We start from the raw sequence: 17,055 nt of genomic DNA on the forward strand, positions 1-17,055 counted from the left end.
TCAAAGACAGAAACTCGTCAGCCCAAAGCCCAAAGCCCAAAGCCCAAAGCCCAAAGCCCAAAGCCACAAGCCAGCCCATCAATCCCGCCCAGCCCTTCGCGGCCACCGCAGCTCACTCAGCACCACGCTCGCAACAATAAGCGCTCCGCCGATCAGCCCCAGCGGGCCCAGCCGCTCGCCCGCGAGGCGGCCGACGATGCCGGCCCAGACCGGCTCCATCGCATAGATCAGCGTCGCACGGGTGGCCGAGACGGTCTGCTGGGCCCAGTTCATCGCGAACTGGATGAAAGCGCTGGCGCAGGCCATGCTCAGCACGCAGGCCAGAAAGGCCGGCGTAGCCTCGGGCAAGCCTTCCTGCCGCCACCACGCAACCGGCGCGCACAGCAGCGCCACCACCAGCAATTGCACGAAAGCCAGCCGCGCCGCGTCGCAGCCCTCAGCGTAGCGGCTGATCAGGACGATCTCCACCGCGACCGCCAACGCACAGCCCACCGTCAACGCATCGTGCCAGCCGAAGCCCAGGTCCAAGCCCAGCGGATTGGACAACAGCACCGTACCCACGAAGGCCAGCACGACCGCAGCCAGTGCTGCCGGGCGCGGCGGGCGGCGCAGGAACAGCCACTGCAGCAGCGGCACCATGGGCACATACAGCGCCGTCAAAAAGGCCGACTTGCTGCTGGAGATGCCCTGCAGCCCGACCGTCTGCAGCGTGTAGCCGAAAAACGCCGCGACCCCGATCCAGGCGCCTGCCTGCACTTCACGCCGCGTCAGGCCAGCCAGACGCCGGCGCAGCACCACCGCGACGAGCAGAGCCGCGATGCCGAAACGCAAGCCGACGAATCCGAAGGGCCCGCTCCACTGCAAGCCCGTCTGCACGATCAGGAAGGTCCCGCCCCAGATCATCGTGATGAACACCAGCACGGCCTCGCGCAGGCGGTTGGATGCGGGGCGCAAGGACGGCAAGGCGCTGTCGGCGGGGGCCAGGGTCGAACTCATGAGGGCACGGCAAGGACAGTCAACGTGAAGGAATGTGCAGCATACTGCACACTGAAGCGCAGTATATTGCGCAAATGAAATCCCGGCCATCCCCGGTCCTGCCCCCCGACCTGCCGCCCGTGCTGCGCCACGTGGCAACCAACTTGCGCGCCACCCGCCTGGCACGCGGCCTCAGCCAGGAGGCGCTGGCAGGGGCGTCGGGTGTGAGCCGGCGCATGCTGGTCGGGCTCGAGAACGGTGACACCAACGTGAGCCTGACCACGCTGGACCGGGTGGCCGCGGCCCTCGGCGTGACCTTCGCCGAACTGCTGCGGCCGCCGGGAGAAAGCCAGAAACCTCAGCCCGTGCTCGCCTGGCGCGGCGCCGTGCCGGGCAGCCATGCGCTGCTGCTGCAGAGCCTGCCGCTGCCGCGGGGTGCCGTGGAGCTGTGGGAGTTCCGCCTCGCGCCGGGCGACCGCTACGACGCCGAGCCCGACCCGGCCGGCTTCCACGAAATGCTCTACGTGACCGACGGCACGCTCTGCCTGCTGGAGGTGTCCGGCCGCCGCGTCCTGCACAGCGGCGACTCCTGCCTCTTCCCCTCCGACCAGGCCTACGCCTACTGCAACGAGAGCACCACGTTCACGACATTTGTGAGAAATGTCGTTGCCGGACCGGCCTGAAAGGGCGTCCACCGCAGCGCCATCAAGGCTCCCGCCTTGGACAACAAACTCGCCCCAGCCTTCGGATACCGCCTGTTCAGGGGGTTCCAGCCAGCCCCCTGGCTAGGGGGTGGAGGGCTTCCGTGACAGGAACATGAAGTTACGATCCCGCCCCAAGGAGAAAGAGAACCGCGGAGGGGTCCAAGCCGGCGTGTAGGCGGCGGGAGGGGATCTGGCCGGGGCGGGCGCGGTGCGCCGCTTCGGCCGCAGGGGTGCATCCGTGTGGCGTCGCAAGTCCATGGCGTCCAAATACATTGCCCAGGAATCGGCCATCGTCGGCAACGAGGCGACGTTGGCCTTCCTGTGGTCGCAGAACCTGCCGGGCGTGACCCGGCCCTGGGCCGAAGACAAGCTGCAGCGCGGCTATCTCGCCAATCCCGCCGGACCCGGCGCGTGTGTGCTGCTGCGTGAGGAAGCGAGCTCCCAGGCAGTGGGCGTGCAATGTCTGCACGAGCGCCTGTTCTGGTTCGGCGAGCGCTGCCTCAAGGCGGCCGGCATGGCCGACTACGTGGTCGCGCAGGCGCACCGCTCGCTCGGCCCCGCGCTGACCCTGATGCGGCGCTGCCTGGACATCGGCCAGGCGCGCTTCGATCTCGTCTACGGTTTCCCCAACAGCAAGTCGGCGGCGGTGTGCACCCGCGCCGGCATGACCCCGGTCGGCGGCGCGACCCGCTACGGCAAGCTGCTGCGCAGCCGTGTGCTGCTGCGCCGCCGGGTACCGTCCTGGCTGCAGCCGCTGCTGGCTGCGCCCGGCGACGTGCTGCTCGCCGCGCTCGACCGGCTGCGCCTGCGGCGCCACTCGGCCGGTTTGAGCTGGCACGAGATCGAGCCCGACGATCCGGCGCTGGCGATCCTCTGGGAACGGCGGCGCCGCGACCTGCTGCTGTCCGAGCGCTCGCCCGCCATGCTGAGCTGGCGCTACCCGCGGCACACCGGCGTGCCCTGGCGCCTGTCGCTGGCCTGCGACGAACAGGGCTGGCCGCTCGGCTACGTGGCCTGGCGGCTGCAGCCGGACAGCGCCGTGGTGAGCGACTTCTTCTCGGTCGATCCCGACGCCGCGACCTTGCCGCTGCTCAGCGGCTTTTGCGAGGTCGCCCGCGCGGCGGGTGCCGCCACCGTGCAGCTGGAGTTCCACGGCCGACCGCAGGTGGTGCAGGCGCTGCGGCAGGCCGGCTTCCGGATGCGCGAGTCCCACGCCCCCATCTTCCTGAACCCCGGCGCCGTGGCCGGTTTCACGGGGCCCGACAGCCTCTACCTCACGGCCTTCGACCGCGACGACGACTGAGGCGTTTCGATGTGCGGCATCGCGGGCATCCACTCCCCCGGCAGCACGCCACCGCGCGAGCTGCTGCAGGCCATGATCCGGCAACTGCACCACCGCGGGCCCGACGCCCGCGGCGTGTGGGCACAGGGCCCGATCGGCCTGGCCCACGCCCGGCTCAGCATCGTCGACCTCGAGGGTGGCACGCAGCCCATGCACAGCGAGGACGGCAGCTTATCGCTGGTCTTCAACGGCGAGATCTTCAACCACGTCGAGCTGCGCCGCGAGCTGCAGGCGCTCGGCCACCGCTTCCGCACCCGTAGCGACACCGAGGTGCTGCTGCACCTCTACCAGCGCCATGGCGACAGCTTCGTCGACCACCTCAACGGCCAGTTCGCGATCGCGCTGTGGGACGCGCGGCGCGAGCGTCTCGTGCTGGCGCGTGACGGCAGCGGCATCCGGCCGCTGTTCTACGCGCGCCAGGGCGGACGGCTGCTGTTCGCCTCCGAGGTCAAGGCCTTGTTCGCCGACCCGGCGCTGCCGCGCCGGCTCGACCGGCAGGCCCTCGGCGAGCTGTTCACCTGCTGGGCACCGCTGGGCGGGCGCTCGGTGTTCGAAGGTGTGCAGTCGCTGCCACCCGGACACCTGCTGATCACCGATGCCCACGGCACGACGCTCAGGCGCTATTGGGACTGGACCTTCCCGGCGGCCGGCAGCTTCGTCGCACACGGACCACGCCAGGAAGCCGAGGCTGCCGCGGAGTTGCGCGAGCGCCTGATCGCCGCGCTGCGACTGCAGCTGCGGGCCGACGTGCCGGTGGCGGCCTACCTCAGCGGCGGGCTGGACTCCTCGGTCATCGCCAGCCTGATCCGCCACCACAGCGACACGCCGCTGCGCACCTTCTCGCTGACTTTCGAAGACGCCGAGTTCGACGAAAGCGCCCATCAGCAGGCGCTGGTCGAGCACCTCGGCAGCGAGCACACGGCGCTGCGCTGCACCCGCGCCGACATCGCCGCAGCCTTCCCGCGCGCCATCGGCCACATCGAGTCACCGGTGCTGCGCACCGCCCCCGTGCCGATGATGCTGCTCGCCGGCCAGGTGCGGCAGGCCGGCTACAAGGTGGTGCTGACCGGGGAAGGCGCCGACGAGGTGTTCGGCGGCTACGACCTCTTCAAGGAAGCCAAGGTGCGACGTTTCATGGCGCGCCAACCGCAGTCGGCCTGGCGCGGGCGCCTGCTGGAGCGGCTTTATCCCTGGCTGCCGCATTCGCCGACCGCAGGCGGCGGCCTGTTTGCCCGGCGGTTTTTCGCCGAGGGCCGTGAGCACCTGGGCCGGCCCGGCTTTGCCCACCTGCCACGCTGGACCACCACGCAACGCTGCTGGCAGTTTTTCGCGCCCGAGCTGCAGCAGGCGCTGGCGGGCTGGGACCCGCTGAGCGCGATCGAGGCCAACCTGCCGGCCGGGGCCATCGGCTGGGAGCCGCTGGCGCAAGACCAGTACATCGAGGCACACACGCTGATGTCCGGCTATCTGCTCTCCAGCCAGGGCGACCGGGTCGCGATGGCCGCGTCGGTCGAATGCCGCCACCCCTTCCTCGACACCGCCCTGATCGAATTCGCCAACCGCCTGCCGGCGAGCTGGAAGCTGCGCGGCCTGACCGAGAAACACCTGCTGAAGCAATCCATGGCCGGCCTGCTGCCCGAGAGCGTGCGACAGCGCACCAAGCAGCCCTACCGCGCCCCGGACAGCGGCTGCTTTTTCGAGGCCGGCCGCCCGGTGGACTACGTCGCCGAGCTGCTCTCACCCCGCAAGCTCGCCGACTCCGGCTACTTCGACCCGCCGGCCGTGGCCCGGCTGCTGGAGAAGTGCCGCGCCGGCCGGGCCCTGGGCTTCGGCGACAACATGGCCTTCGTCGGCATCGTCTCGACCCTGCTGCTGCACGAGCAGATGGTGGACCGCCCGCCCGCTGCCGCGACGCCGGCCCCCCTCGCCGCCCTTGCGTGAGCCGCCATGCTGCTGCACCACCCCTTCGAAGCCACTGCCCGGCGCTGCCCCGACAAGATCGCACTGGTCAGCGGCGTCGATCGACTGAGCTATGCCGAGGTCGAGCGGCGCGCCGCGCAGGTGGCGGCCGAGCTGCAGGCCGCCGGTGTCGCGCCGGGCGACCGGGTCGCGCTGCTGCTGGACAACGGGGTCGAATGGGTCGCGGCGCTGTTCGGCGTGCTGCAGGCCGGCGCAGTGCTCGTGCCGCTGCATGCCTCGACCAAGACCGACAAGCTGGCCCGGCTGCTGCAGCACACCCGCGCGGCCGCGCTGCTGACACAGCTTGCACTGGCGCCGGTCTATCGGCCCGCGCTGGAACGCTGCCCCGAGCTGCGCCTGTGCGGCGTCGTGGGGGGCGCGGCGACGGGCATCGAGCAGCCCTTCCCCGGCCCTGCCGACGGCGGCGTCCCGCGGCCGGTGGAGCGGATCGACCAGGACCTCGCCGCCATCCTCTACACCTCGGGCTCCACCGGCAGTCCCAAGGGGGTCATGCAGACCCACCTGAGCATGCGCAGCGCCGCTGCCTCGGTCATGGCCTACCTGGACCTGCGTGAGGACGACATCCTCCTCAACGCCCTGCCGCTGAGCTTCGGCTACGGGCTCTACCAGGTGTTGATGGCTTTCACGCTGGGCGCCACCGTGGTGCTGGAGCGCTCCTTCAGCTTCCCGGCACGCATCGTCGAAACGCTGGCGCGCGAGGCCGTCACGGTCTTCCCCGGGGTGCCAACGATGTTCTCGCTGCTGCTCGCGCAGAAGGGCTTCACGCAGCAGGGGCTGCCGGCGCTGCGCCTGCTCACCAGCGCGGCGGCGGCCCTGCCGGAGAGCCACATCGCGGCCCTGCGCGAGCGGCTGCCGCAGGCGCGGCTGTATTCGATGTACGGCCAGACCGAGTGCAAGCGCATCAGCTATCTGCCCCCGGAGGAGCTGGCGCGCCGGCCGGGCAGCGTCGGCCGCGGCATGCCCAACCAGGAATGCTGGCTGGTCGATGCCGAGGGCCAGCGCCTGCCGCACGGCGCCTCCGGCGAGCTGGTGGTGCGCGGCAGCCACCTGATGCGCGGTTATTGGGAGCAGCCGGAGGAAAGCGCCCGGCGCCTGCGCCCCGGCCCGCTGCCCGGCGAGCAGGTGCTCTACACCGGCGACATCTTCCGCAGCGACGCCGAGGGGTATCTCTATTTCGTCGCCCGCCAGGACGATCTGATCAAGACCCGCGGCGAGAAGGTCAGCCCACGCGAGGTCGAGGACGCCCTCTATGCGCTGGACCCGGTGCAGGACGCCGCCGTCGTCGGCGTGCCGCACGAGACCCTGGGCCAGGCCGTGAAGGCCTATGTGGTGCTGCGCCCCGGCGCTTGCCTCGGCGAACGCGAGGTGATGCGCCACTGCATGGCGCGCCTGGAGAGTTACATGGTGCCGCAGTCGGTGTGTTTCGTCGACGCCCTGCCCCGCACCGAGTCCGGAAAGATCCACAAGGCCGGGCTTGCCGCGGCCGCCGTTTCCCCCCTTCCCTACCCTGACGACACGCCACCATGCCCAACATCAAGCAGCAGGTCCGCCATTACCTTACCGACAACTTCCTGATGGGGTCCCAGGTGGCGCGCTTCGGCGACGCCGATTCCTTCATCGAGCACCACGTGCTGGACTCGACCGGCTTCCTGGAGCTCATCACCTTCCTGGAAGAGGCCTTCTGCCTCCGCATCGACGACGACGAGATGGTGCCCGAGAACCTCGACACGCTCGACAACATCGAGGCCTTCGTGCTGCGCAAGCTGCGCGTGCATTGAACGCAGGATCGACAAGGCCAGCCCCCATGCAGACCGACTTCGACTTTCCGCGCTCGCTGGACCCGGACACCCTCTCGCTCGACTGCGAGGCCGAGGCAAGTCGCATTGCCGCCTGGATGCTCGACACGCTGGCCCGGCTGCGCCGCCGCGGCGTGGTCGTCGCGCTGTCCGGCGGCATCGACAGCTCGGCCTGTGCGGCCCTGGCCGTGCGGGCCCTGGGGCCGGCCAGGGTGTTCGGCCTGCTGCTGCCCGAGCAGGACTCCAGCCCCGACAGCACCGAACGCGGCCGCGCGCTGGCCGAGCACCTGGGCATTGCCTACGAGGTGCACGACATCGCGCCGGCGCTCGCCGCGCTGGGCTGCTACCGGCAGCGCGACGCGGCGATACGGGCGGTCTTTCCCGACTATGGCGAGGGCTGGCGCAACAAGATCGTGATTGCCGGCGGCAGCGCCGGGGGCATCAACTTCTTCCGGCTGGTGGTGCAGTCGCCCGAGGGCCGGCAGCAGGAAGCCCGCCTGCCCGTGCGGGAATACCTGCAGATCGTCGCGGCCACCAACTACAAGCAGCGCGTGCGCAAGACGGTCGAGTACTTCCATGCCGACCGCCTCCACCATGCGGTGGTGGGCACGCCCAACCGGCTGGAATACGACCAGGGCTTTTTCGTCAAGAACGGCGACGGCGCGGCCGACCTCAAGCCCATCGCCCACCTCTACAAGACGCAGGTCTATGCGATGGCCCGGCACCTGGGCCTGCCCGAAGCGATCTGCAGCGCCCGGCCGACCACCGACACCTACAGCCTGCCGCAGGGCCAGGACGAGTTCTACTTCGCGCTGCCCTACGAGCAGATGGACCTTGCGCTGTGGGCGCACAACCACCGTGTGCCGGCCGCCGAGCTGGCGGTGGCGCTGGGCCTCAACGCCGAGGCGGCCGGCCACATCTACCGAGACATCGAGGCCAAGCGCCGCGCTACGGCCTACCTGCATGCCGGCGCGACCTTGCTGGAGCCGGTGATCCGGGGGCAGGACTGAGCGGGCCGGTGACTCACCGACAGGGCAAGGGCCTGCAAGCTAGGGGGGCCTCGGGAGACCGTGGAGGCCGAACTGCTTTCTACAATGGGCGCTCGTCCATCCCCGAGCGCCCATGATCCGACTGATAGACATGCTCCGCAATTCCGGCTGGGGTCGCAACCTGACGCCCGCGGAGTTCGACCGTGTCGCCAGCGATGTGCGCGAGATCCGGGTCCCGGCCGGCGGCTACATCGGCCGCACTGGCGAGCCGGCGGAGCACTGGATCGGCATCATCGAGGGCCTCGCCAAGATGTCGGTCACCTCGCCCGAGGGCCGCACCGCGACGCTCGCCGGCGTGGTGGCCGGCGGCTGGTTCGGCGAAGGCTCGCTGTTGAAAAAAGAGCTGCGCCGCTACGACATCATCGCGATCCGCGACACCCGCGTGGCGCTGCTGCCGCGCGCCAGCTTCGAATGGCTGCGCGGCACCAGCCTGCCCTTCAACCACTACCTGCTGAACCTGCTCAACGCGCGGCTGGGGCTGTTCATCGGCCTGCTCGAATACGACCGCCTGCTGGGCCCCGACGCCCGCCTGGCGCGCTGCCTGGCGAGCCTGTTCAATCCCGACCTCTATCCCGAACCAGGCCCCTATGTGGACCTGCTGCAGGTCGAGGTCGGCCTGCTCTCGGGCGTCTCGCGCCAGCGTGCCAATGTGGCGTTGCAGCGGCTGCAGCAGGCCGGCCTGATCCGCATCGAGCACCGCGGGCTGACGGTGCTGGACCTGGAAGGGCTGCGGCGTTTTGCCGGTGGCGGCTGAGGCGCGCGCACGCCGCCGAAGCGCTCTACACTGCCGGCTTTCCGCTGCGACGGCCCCGCGCCGACCGACACCGACCATGGGCTGGCTGGGCCACCTCGATCTCACCTACCGACGCGACGGCGGCCGCACCGTCGCCCACGACCGCCACGACGGACCGATGCGGGTGTTGGCGGCCCTCTACCCGGAAGGCCCGGGCATCTGCCATCACGTGCTGGTGCACCCGCCAGGCGGCCTGGTGGGCGGTGACGAGCTGCAGCTGCGCGTGCGCGTCGGACCCCAGGCTCACGCACTGCTGACGACGCCGGGCGCAACACGCTTCTACCGCAGCGCCGGTGCTGAGGCGCTGCAGGACGTGCAGGCCACGGTGGCCGCGGGCGGGCGGCTGGAATGGCTGCCGCTGGAGACCATCGCCTACAGCGGCACGCGGGCGGTCAATCGACAGCGCTTCGAGCTGGAAGCCGGCGCCCAGATGATGGGTTGGGATCTGCTGGCCCTCGGACTGCCGGCGGCCGGCCAAGGTTTCGAGCGCGGCAGCTTCGAGCAGCACCTGGAGTTGCCCGGCGTGTGGCTGGAGCGGGGCCTGCTGGATGCCGGTCAGCCGCTGACCCAGCGCCTGCTCGCCAGCCCGCTGGGCTGGGACGGGCAAAGCGTGCTCGCGACGATGTGGTGCGCCAGCGGCACGCCGTGGAGTTCTGCCGAACGGCAGGCTTTGCTCGATGCGGCGCGCGAGGGGTGGCCCGAGCAGGCGGTGCCGCGGGCGGGGGCGACTTCGCCCGATGCGCGGGTGGTGGTGGTGCGGGCGCTGGCCGATCGAAGCGAGCCGCTGTGGCAGGCCTTGCAAGGCGTGCGGGCGCGCTGGCGGCGGGTGCTGTGGGACGGTGCCGATGTCGCTCCGCGGGTGTGGCGGACCTGAACGCCGCCTTGCTGCTGCCACGTGGTGTCATCGAGCGCTACGGAAGGCCTTGCTCAGTGATTGGCGGAACGCCTGCGTAGCCAGGAACGAAGGCAGCCACTGTGTCGGTCGAAAGACAGCTTGGCACATTGAATGTCCATGTTGCGCCGCTATCGCGCGAGAAGGCGACGACCGTGCGGTCAAGGGATCGGCTCTCCTTGGGATACATCGGATGTTCATAGCTCGCCGTCACCCTGAGAAAGGCAACCCGATGCGCGTCGCCACCGAAGTAGTCGATTCTGCGAATCTCTTCCGATAACAAGCGCACGCCGGCCCTGCCTTCTGCGGCCAACTGCTGGATGATGCGGGCCCGAGTCTCCGCCACATCGACGCCGAGTCCGTCAGGAACCTCGATCAGCGACTCCAAGCCCGTCCAGTTCTCCCGCGTGCGTTTTCACCGGGAAGGGCATACCTGAGCGCATTTCGTACAGTAAAAGCTGCTCTTGGAATAGGCGCCGAAATAGGGCCAATGAAGACAGGAGTCGCTGCATGTGCTGTTCCAAGGACATTGGGCAGAAGCCAATGTTGGGAATCCGAAGAGGAATACAGCACCGAGAAAGGACGCAAAAAGCTGGGACATATCGCCTCCTTGAGTGTGAAAGCCCAGACAGAAGATCACGAGGTGAACGCTCACCTCATCACGCCTGGTCAGTTTGGCTCGGCGCGCGGTACCTTCAACCGCCAATGTCAGCAACACCCGTACGAGTAGCCATGCCGACGAGGTGCGCTCCTTCCCACTGTCCGACCCGTTGCGCGAGAGGACAGACAAGAACCCTATCCGGGCGAGTCGCGCAGTCGCCATTGACGCTACGAACACCCGTACCCGCCACGCCACCGTGCGGTGTCAAATCGACATCGACCGCCTCACCCCGTCCACCTCCATCGAGCTGCCCGCACCGCGCGCGATGACCCGACCGATGTCCTTGATCACCGAGGGCTGGATGCCTTCGGTGGGATCGTCCAGGATCAGCAGCTTGGGGGACGGGCGTGCGCGCGCCACGGTAGGCCAGCCCATGCGCAGGTTTTCCGGGATCGACAGCTGGCCGAAGATCTCGCGACCCTGCGACACATAGGCCAGGCCCTGGCGCACCCGCTCGTAGGACGGGGTCGGCATGTCGATGAGCAGGTCGGCCAACGCCTAAGACAACGCGATCATCGAAAGCTTCTTCAACACATCGAAGGTAGAACGTGTCCATCAGATGCGCTACGACAGCCGCGCCTGGCCCGACTGGACATCGTCAACTGGATCGAGAGGTCCTACAAGCGCCAGCGAATTCGCTCCGACGTCGACGACCTGAGCCGCGCAGCCCAGCACGGCCTACCCTCGGCGGCATGACCTGCTGCACGTGGGAAACGAGGCTGGATCATTTCTATTGCAAGCCGTCACATCTAGGGGAGCGGCGCGGGCACATCACGCCTAGATTGAGGCTCATGAGCCGCTCACCCTGCGCATTAGATGCACGTTCCGTCGCTTCCGCAGCAGCGGCCGTCCGGCAGCACCGCGTTCGTCACATGAGTTCCCGATTCGCCGAGCGTGGTCCATCCTCCCGTCATGCGCAAGGCTTCAACGCCGGCGCCGGTCGCCCGACACCATCGCGCGCACTTCAGGAGAGTCTCATGGACGCCACCGCCCCTGAGCTCATCGAGTATTGCGCGCGCGACGGCGCCCGCGCATCGTTGCGCGCCTATCGCGCCGATCACGCCGCCGCACCGGTCGTGATATGTCTGCCCGCGATGGGCGTCAAGGGCGCTTTCTACACGGACCTGGCGCTGGCGTTGCGCCAGGGCGGCGTGCACGCGGTGCTGAGCGATCTGCGCGGCGTCGACACGAGTTCGGTGCGCGCCTCACGCGCCTGCGATTTCGGCTACGACCAGGTTCTGCGTCTCGACCTGCCCGCGCTCACGGAAAAGGTCCACGAATGCTTCCCGGCGAGCCGCCGCTGGCTCCTCGGACACAGCCTCGGCGGCCAGTTGAGCGCGCTCTACCTGAGCGTGCAGCCGGAAGCGGCCGATGGACTGATCCTGATTGCCGCCTGCAACGTGCACCACAAGGGTTGGTCGGGGCTGATGCGCTGGCGTGTGCTCGGCACGACCCTCCTGTTCCGCTCGCTCGGCACCCTGCTCGGCTACGTACCGGCCGGGAGATTCGGCTTCGCCGGAAACGAAGCGCGCACGATGGTGCGCGACTGGTCGAACAACTGCCTCACCGGGCGCTACGAGATCGTGAATGGCACGCACGACTATGAACGCTCGCTGCGGCAACTGACCAAGCCCGTGCTCGCGATCTCCTTCGAGCTCGATCGGCTTGCGCCGCGCGCATCGGTGGAGAACTTGCTGCGCAAGCTCGAGAACGCACCGGTCACGCGACGCCACTTCGCTCCGGACGCCACGGGCCTCGAGAAGGCAAGTCACTTCAACTGGGCGAAGCGCCCGCAGGTGGTCGTACAGACGATCCAGGCCTGGATGCACAGGGGGCAAGTCCTCGATCCGGCGCCTACGACGCTGTGTGCACAAGACAGGTGACGTCACCGCGCGCTCGGCAGCGACACGTATCTACACAGGGAGAAGGACGATGCTGTATCCGGAGCATGAGGAGCAGTACGGGGCGCTGTTCACATCCGATGATCCGACCGGCTTCAAGCGGCGCAAGGTCATCGATGACGCCTATCTCCACCGCATTCAGCGCAAGCATTTCCTGCTCTTCGACGTACTGCCGCTTTTCGGAACGCTGCTGGCGATCGGACTGCTGCCCTTGTATCCCATCGGTGCGGCCGAGGTCGGCGTCGCGGTCGCGCTCTGGATCCTGACGGGTTTCGGCATCTCCGTCGGCTATCACCGGCTGTTCGCTCATGCGACGTTCAAGACTCACCCGTGGGTCGCCGCAGCGCTTGCGATCTTCGGCGCCATGGCAGGCCAGGGCGCATTGATCTCGTGGGTTGCGATGCACCGCCGCCATCACGAGTTCAGCGACCGCGAAGGCGACATGCACTCGCCGAATCTGAGCGGCAGCGGCTTCAAGGGCAAGCTGCGCGGCTTCGTGCACGCGCATTTCACCTGGATGATGGCGCACCCGTATCCGAACGTCGTGCACTACGCCCCGGACCTGCTGCGCAACCACACGCTGATGTTCATCAGCCGCCACTACTACGCCTGGATTCTGCTCGGGTTCGCGCTGCCCGCGGCGCTGTGCGGCATCGTGACACTGTCCTGGTCGGGCGTGCTGACCGGTTTTCTATGGGGCGGATTCGTGCGCATGTTCGTGCTCGAGCACGGCATCTGGTCGCTCAATTCCATTTGCCACCTGACCGGCACGCGCCGCTTCAAGACGCGCGACCAGAGCCGCAACAATGCCTGGCTCGCCCCGTTCACGTTCGGCGAGGCATGGCACCACAATCACCACGCCTTTCTCTATTCCGCCTCGTTCGGACTGTCCTGGTATCGCATCGATCCGGGCTACTGGTTGATCCGTCTGCTTGCGACGCTCGGCCTGGCCAGCGAAATCAAGGTGCCGGACCCGGGCCAAGTCCAGGCGCGCCTGGCGACGTCCGGCGGCTAGACGCTTCGAATGGTTCCACTTCGATTTCCCCATCAAGGAAGGTAGCGCATGAGCACGGCAGCCGTTGAAGTGACACCCGAGGACAAGTCGGTCGACGCTGAGAGCCTGGAGCGTTGGTGCATCGACTACATTGCACGCACGCTGAATATTCCGGCGAGCGAGATCCATCCGGACGGGGAGTTTCACAGCTTCGGCCTCGATTCGGCCGTGGCCACCGCCATGATCCTCGATCTTGAGGAATGGCTCGGCATCGAAGTGCCGCCGTCGGCGATCTTCGAGCAGGTGACGATCAGCAATCTCGTCACGGATCTGATGGCGAAGTTGGCCGCCGCGAAACGCTGACGGGGCGCGCCATGAGTGTATCGGTCGAAGTGCAGCCGCGTCCGCATGAGGACGCCGAGTCCGGCTACGGCGGCTCGGCACATGCCATCCAGTACCACTACGACGTGAGCCGTGAGTTCTATCGCCTGTGGCTCGACGAAACGATGACCTACTCCTGCGCGCTGTGGGAGGATGGTGACGACCTTGCGCGCGCGCAGCATCGCAAAATCGACTACCACTTGGCCCAGGCGCGCGCCGCGCATGCCCGCACGGTGCTGGACGTGGGCTGCGGTTGGGGTGCGCTGCTGCGCGCGGCGGCGAACTGTGCCATGGTCGAGCGTGTCGTCGGGCTCACATTGAGCCCGGATCAGGCGGCGTTCGTGCGCTCGCTCGGCTTGCGCAACACCGACGTGCGGCTCGAAAGCTGGACCGCACACGAACCGATCGCACCCTACGATGCGATCGTGTCGGTGGGCGCGTTCGAGCACTTTGCCAAACCCGAGGACAGCGTCGCAGACAAGATCGCCGTGTACCGCGACTTCTTCCGCCGCTGCCACGCGTGGCTGTCAGTCGACGGGCGCTTGTCGCTGCAGACGATCGCGTTCGGCAGCATGAAGCGCGAAGAGGCAAGCGCCTTCATCAACAACGAGATCTTTCCGGCCTCGGACCTGCCACGCCTCGGCGAGATCGCCGAGGCGGCGGACGGGATCCTGGAGATCGTGCAAGTGCGCAACGACCGCCTGCACTACGCCAAGACCTTTGAAGTGTGGGCGCAGAACCTGCGCGCGCACCGCGACGCGGCGATCGATCGAGTCGGTGAGGACGTGGTGAAGCGCTACGAGCGTTATCTGAAGCAGTCGTCCATGGGCTTCTACATGGGCAAGCTCGCGCTCTATCGGGTGACGCTGCGTCCGATCTCCGCGCGCTGGGCGACCATGGCGGTGGCGTAGCGGGTATCGCCTGTTCGTTGGTGTAGGCGCCATTGGGTGCAGTGCGAGAGGAGCATGCCGTGAGCAGGGTTTCAGGCAAGGATGCCGGCGCGAGGGAGGCCATGGCGCAGCTTTTCTGTTTCCCGCATGCGGGTGGCAGCGCCGCGAGCCTGAACGCCTGGATCCGACGCCTGCCCGCGACGATTGCGCTCGAGCGCGTCGAGCTGCCGGGGCGCGATCCCGCTTCGGCACAGCGACCGTACACGCGCGTGCCGCCATTGCTGCCGCACCTTTTCCCGCGCCTTGCGGCGCGCGTCGATCGTCCATTCGCGCTCTACGGCCACAGCCTGGGCGCACTCGTCGCGTTCGAGTTCGCGCGCTGGGCGCGTCGCGAGGACTACGGCGCGCCGCTCGCCCTCTTCGTTTCGGGACGGCGTGCGCCGCAATGTCCGCTCGCGCTCGGCGCGCTGCACGGTCTGCCGGAGCCCGAATTGATGGCGCGGCTCGCCGAGTTCGGCGGCACGCCGGAAGGTGTCATGCGCCAATCGAAGTGGCGCGACCATCTCCTGCCGGCGCTGCGGGCCGATCTCGAAATGTCGGATCGCTACGTCTACGAACCGCAACCGCCGCTCGCTTGTCCGCTGTACGCGTTTCGCGGCGTCGCCGACAGCATCGCCACCGAAGCGGAGGTGGGCGCCTGGGGCGCGCAAACCACCGGGCCCTTCATGATGAGAACACTGCCGGGCGCGCACTTCTTCTCCAGCGAAGGCATAGCCCGGCTCGCCGACGTGGTGGTCGCCGAGCTCACGCGCGCAGCCTGCGCCGACGCCGCCGCGCCCGACACGCGGGCAGTCGCGCCCGCCACCGTCTGACGCCGATGACCCAGCACATGGACGGCGGCAAACACCTCTCCTTGGTCGAGCGGCTGCGGGCCTATGTGTCGCAGGCCGGCGATCGGCGCGCGTTCGTCTGCCTCGGCGAAGACAACGTCGAGGAGGAAACGCTCACCTATCGCGAGCTCGACCGGCGCGCGCGTGCACTCGCCGTGCGCCTCGCCGCGACGGCTGGAGCCGGCGAACGCGCGCTGTTCCTCTTCCCGACCTGCCTGTCGTTCGTGGTCGCCTTCTTCGCCTGCCTTTACGCCGGCGTCGTGGCGGTGCCGATGGTCACGCCGCGCAGCCGTCGCTTGCGCGATTCGGCGCTTGCGATCGCGCGCGACTGCATGCCACGCCTCGCGCTGACGACATCCGGCTCTCTCGGCGCGACGGCGCGGCAGTTTCGGGAGATCCCGGAACTCGGCTCGATCGAATTCATCGCCGTCGACACCTTCGACACCGGCGACGACGCCCCCTTCACTCCCATCGACACCGGCGACGATCCGCTGGTGTTTCTGCAGTACACCTCGGGCTCGACCTCGGCGCCGAAGGGCGTGATGGTGAGCGCGCGCAATCTCGACGCGAATCTCGAGATGATGAGGATCGCGTTCGCCAGCGACGCGGATTCGACCTACGTGGGCTGGGCGCCGCTGTTTCACGACATGGGACTCATCTCGAACGTGCTCGAGCCGTTCCATCTCGGCGCGCTGTGCGTGCTGATGCCGCCCGCCGTGTTCGCGCAGCGCCCCTGGCTCTGGCTCAAGGCGATCTCGCACTATCGTGCGCGTGTGAGCGGCGGTCCGAACTTCGCCTACGATCTTTGTGTCGAGCGCGCGCCGACGGCGCTGCGCGAAGCGCTCGACCTGTCCTGCTGGCGCGTCGCCTTCAACAGCGCCGAGCCGGTGCGCGCCGCAACGCTCGACGCTTTCGCGCAGGTCTACGCGCCGAAAGGCTTTCGAGGCGATGCCTTCTATCCGTGTTACGGCATGGCCGAAGCGACGCTGCTCGTCTCCGGCGGGCCGCCCGAGCGCGAGCCCGTCGTTAAGGTCGTCAGCAAGTCCGCGCTGTCGCAGGGCGTGGTGCGCCCGAGCGCCGACGCTTCGGACGCGACACGCGCGGTCGGCTGCGGGCAGGCGCTGCTTGGCGAGACGCTGCGCATCGTCGACCCACAGTCCGGGCGAGCACTCCCCGGCGGATCGATCGGCGAAGTCTGGGTGAGCGGCCCGCACATTCCGCGCGGCTACTGGGGCCAGCCCGATGTCTCGGAGCCAACCTTCCACGCCACGCTGGCGGACGACCCGACGCGGCATTTCCTGCGCACTGGCGATCTCGGCTTCCTCGACGCGGGCGAGCTCTACATCGCCGGCCGGCTCAAGGACCTCATCATCGCGCGCGGGTGCAATTTCTATCCGCAGGACATCGAACGCATCGCCGAGGCGGCGCACCCGGGGCTGCGCGCCGGATCGAGCGCCGCATTCGCGGTGCCGCGCGCCGGCACCGCGAAACGGCAGGACGTCATCCTGGCGCAGGAAGTCGAGCGCACCGCGCGGCACTCGATCAACCACGGGCAGGCCGTCGCCGCGATCCGCAGGGCCGTGTTCGACGAGTTCGAGTTGACCTTGAATGCCGTCGTGCTCGTCGCACCGGGCAGCATTCCGAAGACGTCGAGCGGAAAGATCAAACGCGCGGAAACGCGCCTGCGCTATCTGGAAGGCACGCTGGAGCGAATCGACGCCGAGCGCATGGCGCCGCTGCCGCACGCCGCCACACCCACGCCGCTCGACGGTGGAGTCGGCACCGACAGCCATGGGAGATAGTACGC

16 protein-coding genes and 1 pseudogene are annotated in these 17,055 nt (G+C 68.4%); 14 read left to right on the forward strand and 3 right to left on the reverse strand.

Features of this window, described 5'->3' with window-relative positions; translation table 11 throughout:
• Nucleotides 1-78: 78 nt before the first annotated feature.
• Nucleotides 79-996, reverse strand: coding sequence for a DMT family transporter (locus OOT46_RS28105; protein WP_265406933.1), 918 nt, complete (start codon nucleotides 994-996; stop codon nucleotides 79-81).
• 74 nt (nucleotides 997-1,070) lie between these two features.
• Here OOT46_RS28105 and OOT46_RS28110 point away from each other — a divergent pair, with 74 nt between their 5' ends.
• The 8 genes from OOT46_RS28110 (at nucleotide 1,071) to OOT46_RS28145 (ending at nucleotide 9,513) form a co-directional block, all read left to right on the forward strand.
• On the forward strand, nucleotides 1,071-1,658 hold the full coding sequence (locus tag OOT46_RS28110) for a helix-turn-helix domain-containing protein (protein WP_265406934.1): 588 nt from the start codon (nucleotides 1,071-1,073) through the stop codon (nucleotides 1,656-1,658).
• Nucleotides 1,659-1,935: 277 nt separating this feature from the next.
• On the forward strand, nucleotides 1,936-2,982 hold the full coding sequence (locus OOT46_RS28115) for a hypothetical protein (RefSeq protein ID WP_265406935.1): 1,047 nt from the start codon (nucleotides 1,936-1,938) through the stop codon (nucleotides 2,980-2,982).
• Nucleotides 2,983-2,991: 9 nt separating this feature from the next.
• Nucleotides 2,992-4,962, forward strand: a complete 1,971-nt coding sequence (asnB, locus tag OOT46_RS28120; protein ID WP_265406936.1) for an asparagine synthase (glutamine-hydrolyzing) — start codon at nucleotides 2,992-2,994, stop codon at nucleotides 4,960-4,962.
• A gap of 6 nt (nucleotides 4,963-4,968) precedes the next feature.
• Nucleotides 4,969-6,576 carry a class I adenylate-forming enzyme family protein gene (locus OOT46_RS28125; protein WP_265406937.1) on the forward strand — a complete coding sequence of 536 codons (1,608 nt, stop codon included), beginning with the start codon at nucleotides 4,969-4,971 and terminating at the stop codon, nucleotides 6,574-6,576.
• Complete coding sequence (locus OOT46_RS28130; RefSeq protein ID WP_265406938.1) at nucleotides 6,525-6,779, forward strand: acyl carrier protein; 255 nt, start codon at nucleotides 6,525-6,527, stop codon at nucleotides 6,777-6,779. Before OOT46_RS28125 ends, OOT46_RS28130 begins: the two co-directional genes overlap by 52 nt.
• Nucleotides 6,780-6,805: 26 nt before the next feature.
• The gene (gene nadE / locus OOT46_RS28135) at nucleotides 6,806-7,807 is read left to right on the forward strand and encodes an NAD(+) synthase (RefSeq protein ID WP_265406939.1); all 1,002 of its coding nucleotides are present in this window, start codon (nucleotides 6,806-6,808) and stop codon (nucleotides 7,805-7,807) included.
• A 130-nt stretch (nucleotides 7,808-7,937) separates the two neighbouring features.
• Nucleotides 7,938-8,600 (forward strand): Crp/Fnr family transcriptional regulator, encoded by a 663-nt coding sequence (locus OOT46_RS28140; protein WP_265406940.1) that lies wholly within the window; start codon nucleotides 7,938-7,940, stop codon nucleotides 8,598-8,600.
• Between the two features lie 76 nt (nucleotides 8,601-8,676).
• Nucleotides 8,677-9,513 (forward strand): urease accessory protein UreD, encoded by an 837-nt coding sequence (locus OOT46_RS28145; protein WP_265406941.1) that lies wholly within the window; start codon nucleotides 8,677-8,679, stop codon nucleotides 9,511-9,513.
• Between the two features lie 37 nt (nucleotides 9,514-9,550).
• Here the strand turns inward: OOT46_RS28145 and OOT46_RS28150 are convergent, their stop codons facing one another.
• Together OOT46_RS28150 and OOT46_RS28155 are read right to left on the reverse strand one after the other, a co-directional pair.
• On the reverse strand, nucleotides 9,551-9,919 hold the full coding sequence (locus OOT46_RS28150; RefSeq protein ID WP_265406942.1) for a hypothetical protein: 369 nt from the start codon (nucleotides 9,917-9,919) through the stop codon (nucleotides 9,551-9,553).
• A gap of 477 nt (nucleotides 9,920-10,396) precedes the next feature.
• A pseudogene (locus OOT46_RS28155) lies at nucleotides 10,397-10,651 on the reverse strand (hypothetical protein); the annotation flags it as partial.
• A gap of 518 nt (nucleotides 10,652-11,169) precedes the next feature.
• On the opposite strand from OOT46_RS28155, the gene OOT46_RS28160 reads away from it, so the two are divergent.
• The 6 genes from OOT46_RS28160 to OOT46_RS28185 are packed head-to-tail and all read left to right on the forward strand — an operon-like array spanning nucleotide 11,170 to nucleotide 17,050.
• A complete protein-coding gene (locus OOT46_RS28160) occupies nucleotides 11,170-12,075 on the forward strand; it encodes an alpha/beta fold hydrolase (RefSeq protein WP_265406943.1) in 906 nt (301 codons plus the stop codon).
• Between the two features lie 49 nt (nucleotides 12,076-12,124).
• Nucleotides 12,125-13,108 carry an acyl-CoA desaturase gene (locus OOT46_RS28165; RefSeq protein WP_265406944.1) on the forward strand — a complete coding sequence of 328 codons (984 nt, stop codon included), beginning with the start codon at nucleotides 12,125-12,127 and terminating at the stop codon, nucleotides 13,106-13,108.
• A gap of 48 nt (nucleotides 13,109-13,156) precedes the next feature.
• Nucleotides 13,157-13,450, forward strand: a complete 294-nt coding sequence (locus tag OOT46_RS28170; protein WP_265406945.1) for an acyl carrier protein — start codon at nucleotides 13,157-13,159, stop codon at nucleotides 13,448-13,450.
• An 11-nt stretch (nucleotides 13,451-13,461) separates the two neighbouring features.
• Nucleotides 13,462-14,379, forward strand: coding sequence for an SAM-dependent methyltransferase (locus OOT46_RS28175; RefSeq protein ID WP_265406946.1), 918 nt, complete (start codon nucleotides 13,462-13,464; stop codon nucleotides 14,377-14,379).
• Nucleotides 14,380-14,438: 59 nt separating this feature from the next.
• Complete coding sequence (locus OOT46_RS28180; RefSeq protein ID WP_265406947.1) at nucleotides 14,439-15,230, forward strand: thioesterase II family protein; 792 nt, start codon at nucleotides 14,439-14,441, stop codon at nucleotides 15,228-15,230.
• Between the two features lie 5 nt (nucleotides 15,231-15,235).
• Nucleotides 15,236-17,050, forward strand: a complete 1,815-nt coding sequence (locus OOT46_RS28185) for a fatty acyl-AMP ligase (protein ID WP_265406948.1) — start codon at nucleotides 15,236-15,238, stop codon at nucleotides 17,048-17,050.
• Nucleotides 17,051-17,055 lie beyond the last annotated feature (5 nt).

Source organism: Aquabacterium sp. A7-Y (genome assembly GCF_026153205.1).
GTDB lineage: Bacteria > Pseudomonadota > Gammaproteobacteria > Burkholderiales > Burkholderiaceae_C > Caldimonas.